At 74.9% G+C, this 3,419-nt stretch carries 4 protein-coding genes; 2 read left to right on the top strand and 2 right to left on the bottom strand.

Annotated features, from left to right (window positions below):
* Window positions 1–254: 254 nt before the first annotated feature.
* Window positions 255–1,160: an RNA polymerase sigma-70 factor gene (locus tag ACOJTC_RS20150; protein WP_420118041.1), complete on the bottom strand. Its 906-nt coding sequence runs from the start codon at window positions 1,158–1,160 to the stop codon at window positions 255–257.
* A 62-nt stretch (window positions 1,161–1,222) separates the two neighbouring features.
* On the bottom strand, window positions 1,223–1,963 hold the full coding sequence (locus ACOJTC_RS20145; protein ID WP_420118040.1) for an SDR family oxidoreductase: 741 nt from the start codon (window positions 1,961–1,963) through the stop codon (window positions 1,223–1,225).
* A gap of 225 nt (window positions 1,964–2,188) precedes the next feature.
* Here ACOJTC_RS20145 and ACOJTC_RS20140 point away from each other — a divergent pair, with 225 nt between their 5' ends.
* Both ACOJTC_RS20140 and ACOJTC_RS20135 read left to right on the top strand, forming a co-directional pair.
* Window positions 2,189–2,941 carry a dienelactone hydrolase family protein gene (locus ACOJTC_RS20140; RefSeq protein ID WP_420118039.1) on the top strand — a complete coding sequence of 251 codons (753 nt, stop codon included), beginning with the start codon at window positions 2,189–2,191 and terminating at the stop codon, window positions 2,939–2,941.
* A 147-nt stretch (window positions 2,942–3,088) separates the two neighbouring features.
* Window positions 3,089–3,358, top strand: coding sequence for a GlsB/YeaQ/YmgE family stress response membrane protein (locus ACOJTC_RS20135; RefSeq protein WP_204926518.1), 270 nt, complete (start codon window positions 3,089–3,091; stop codon window positions 3,356–3,358).
* Window positions 3,359–3,419 lie beyond the last annotated feature (61 nt).

Here is a 3,419-nt window from a genome sequence, read left to right as displayed (position 1 = left end):
GACGCCGTACCGGCGCGGTCGGCGTCCTGACCCGCGTTCGCCCGACACCACCGGGGGCGTGCCGACGGACCGGGTGTCCGCCGGCACGCCCCCGGCGTCGTGACCGGACGCTCCCCGACAGCCGGGAGAACGCCCTCCGGCGGCCCGTCGCGTGCACCCGGGACAGCACCGACCCGGGACGCCGGGTCGATCCTCGACCGGCCGGGTGGGGTCGCCGACCTGGAGGTGCCGGCGACGGTGGGGTAGCTCGCTGGTCAGCGGTGGACCGGCAACCGCCCGAGCTTGTCCGGGTTGACCACCAGCAGCAGCCGTTCGATGCCCCGGGCCGAGGTGTCCAGCGTGATCAGCGTGACCGGCCGGTCGGCGGCGACCAGCACCCCCGGGCCGCCGTTGACCTCGACCAGGCCGACAGTCGTGCCCGGCCAGTACTTGCGCCGCACGTTGTCCAGGAAGTTCGTCACCCGGGCCGGCCCGCACACGTCCCGGCGGGCCGCGTGCACCCGGCCGCCGCCGTCGGAGCGGGCCACCACGTCGGCGGTGAGCAGCCGCTCCAACGTCGTCAGGTCGCCGTCGCGGGCCGCGTCGAGGAACGCCTGCGCCAGCCGCCGACGCTGGTGCGGCGCGACCGGCGTGGCACCCTCGACGGCGAGGTGCCGCCGGGCCCGGCCGGCCAACTGCCGCGCGTTCGGCTCCGACGTGCCGAGCACCTCGGCGATCTCCCGGTACGGGTAGTCGAACGCCTCCCGCAGCACGTACGCGGCCCGCTCGGCGGGGGTCAGCCGCTCCAGCAGCAGCAGGACCGCGACGTCCAATGCCGCCGCCCGTTCCGCGCCGAGGGTCGGATCGGCGCGGGTGTCGACCGGCTCGGGCAGCCACGGCCCCACGTACGTCTCCCGGGTGGCCCGCGCCGAGGTGGCCGCGTTGACCGCCAGCCGGGTGGTCGTGGTGGTGAGGAAGGCCGCCGGGTTGCGCACCCCGCTGCGGTCGGTGCCCTGCCAGCGCAGCCACGCCTCCTGCACCACGTCCTCGGCCTCGACGACGCTGCCCAGCATCCGGTAGGCGAGCCCGAACAGCCGTGGCCGCACGTCGAGGAACGCGGTCAGGTCGGCGGGCGCGACGGCCGGTGGCGCGTCGGCGGTGGCCCCGGACCCGGTCGTCATGCGCCTACCGTAGGCGGTGCGCCGCGCGGGCCCGACGTCACCCGCCGGGCCCGCGCGTCGGGTCAGCGTCCGCGCCACTGCGCCAACCGGACCCCGCCGGTGCGGGCGTCACCGAGCGGGACCAGCGCCTGCTCGGCCAGCAGCGCCCCGAAGTAGCGCCCCTGCGGGTCGCTGACCACCGGCCGGGGGTCACCGGCGGCGGCCAGCGTCGCGCGACCCAACTCGTCCAGCCGGAACCGCTCGGGCCCGGCCAGGTCCACGATCCCGTCGGCCGGCGCGCCGACGGCGATCTCGGCCAGCACCGTCACCACGTCGTCGGCGGCGACCGGTTGGATCAGCGCCGACGGCAGCCGCACCTCGTCGCCCACCACGGACGACTCGACGATGGCCGGCACGAACTCGAAGAACTGGGTGGCCCGCAGCACCGTCCACGGCACGTCCGCCGCGGCGATCAACGCCTCCTGGGCCACCTTGGCGCGCATGTACCCGCTGTCGGGGATGCGGTCGGCGCCGACGATCGACAGTGCCACGTGGTGCCGTACGCCGGCCTTCGCCTCCGCCGCCAGCAGGGTACGGGTGGACGTCTCGAAGAACGCCAGCACGGCGTCCGCCTCGAAGGAGGGGGAGTTCGACACGTCCACCACGACGTCGGCGCCGTCGAGCGCCTCGGCCACCCCCGTGCCGGTGAGCGCGTCGACCCCGGTCCGTGGCGAGGCGGCCACCGCGTCGTGACCCTGCTGCCCCAGCACGGTCACCAGCCTGCTGCCGATGAGTCCGCTGCCCCCGATGACGACGATCTTCATGGTTGATCCACTCCCTGTCCGTCCCTGGCGGTCGTACCGCCCTGCACCCGTACGACCGGCGGGACCCGCGATCCGTGACAGGCGTCGTCCTGGGCCACTGCCGGCCGGGCCGGGAGCGGGGTCGCGGTGTGCGGTGGGGTGGCCCCGGGCCACGGTCCGCCGGCGGCTGCGGCAGCGGGTAGCGTTCCCGCGGTGGGTGCGCCGGCACCCGGGCGAGGAGACACCATGGCGGGCACGACGACGGTGGAGGTTCCGACCAGCGACGGCGCGGCGGATGCGTATCTGGCCCGGCCGGACGGGGACGGGCCGTTCCCGGCGGTGCTGTTCTTCATGGACGCCTTCGGGCTGCGTCCCCGGCTCGCCGAGATGGCCGAGCGGATCGCCGCGCAGGGTTACCTGGTGCTGGTGCCGAACCTGTTCCACCGCACCGGCCCGATGCCGCACGTCGACCTCGCCGACCTGGCCGACCCGCAGCGGCGCGGCGAGCTGTTCGGCCGGATCGTGCCGCTGATCAACGCGCTCACCCCGGAGCTGGTGGCCCGGGACGCCGGGGCCTACCTGGACTTCCTCGCCGCCCGCGACGACGTCGCCGACGGGCCGGTGGCGATCGTGGGGTACTGCATGGGCGGCACCAACGCGCTGCGCGCGATCGAGGCGCATCCGGACCGGATCGCGGCGCTGGCCAGCTTCCACGCCGGCCGGGTCGTCACCGACGCGCCGGACAGCCCGCACCGGGGCGTCGGCGCGGTCACCGGTGAGCTGTACTTCGCCCACGCCGACCGGGACGACTCGATGACCGCCGACCACATCGCGATGTTGGAGGGGGCACTCGACGCCGTCGGGGTCACCTACCGCTCCGAGGTGTACGCCGGGGCTCCGCACGGCTTCACGATGGCCGACACCGCCATGTACGACGAGGGCGCCACCGAGCGGCACTGGGCGGCGCTGTTCGACCTGTTGGAGCGGACCCTGCGCTGAGCCGGACGCGGTGGGGCGGATGACGTTCCCCACGCGGGGTCATGACAGTCGCGTGACATTTCGTCCGCAGCGTCCCGTCGTGGTTTCACCGCCCGTCCACCCGGGGCAGAGTCCAGGTCGACAGCGACTCGTGGAGGGACGACACACGTGGAAGTACAGGGCTTCTTCACCGCCATCATCATCGGTCTGATCATCGGTGCCCTGGGTCGCCTCGTGGTGCCCGGGAAGCAGAAGATCTCGATCCTGCTCACCCTGGCCATCGGCGTGGTGGCCGCGATCCTCGGCACCCTGCTCGCCGGCGCGCTCGGGGTGGACGACACCCGGGGCATCGACTGGATCGAGCTGTTCCTCCAGGTGGCCTTCGCGGCCGTCGGCGTCGCCGTTCTCGCCGGCACGTACGGCCGACGTCGGCACTGACCCGCACCCCTCGCGGCGGGCCGCCCCCCCCCCCGGGGGGGGCGCCGCGGCCGGGTGGGGC

Origin of the sequence: Micromonospora sp. (genome assembly GCF_048594385.1) — a bacterium.
GTDB classification, from domain to species: domain Bacteria; phylum Actinomycetota; class Actinomycetes; order Mycobacteriales; family Micromonosporaceae; genus Micromonospora; species Micromonospora wenchangensis.
Note: the sequence above shows the minus strand (reverse complement) of the source record. Positions and strands in the feature narration are given on the sequence as shown.

Bases quoted from the DNA above. Each gene is read 5' to 3' on its own strand.
- ACOJTC_RS20140 (WP_420118039.1), top strand. From the start codon at position 2,189: ATGGCGGGCACGACGACGGTGGAGGTTCCGACCAGCGACGGCGCGGCG.
- ACOJTC_RS20145 (WP_420118040.1), bottom strand. From the start codon at position 1,963: ATGAAGATCGTCGTCATCGGGGGCAGCGGACTCATCGGCAGCAGGCTG.
- ACOJTC_RS20150 (WP_420118041.1), bottom strand. From the start codon at position 1,160: ATGACGACCGGGTCCGGGGCCACCGCCGACGCGCCACCGGCCGTCGCG.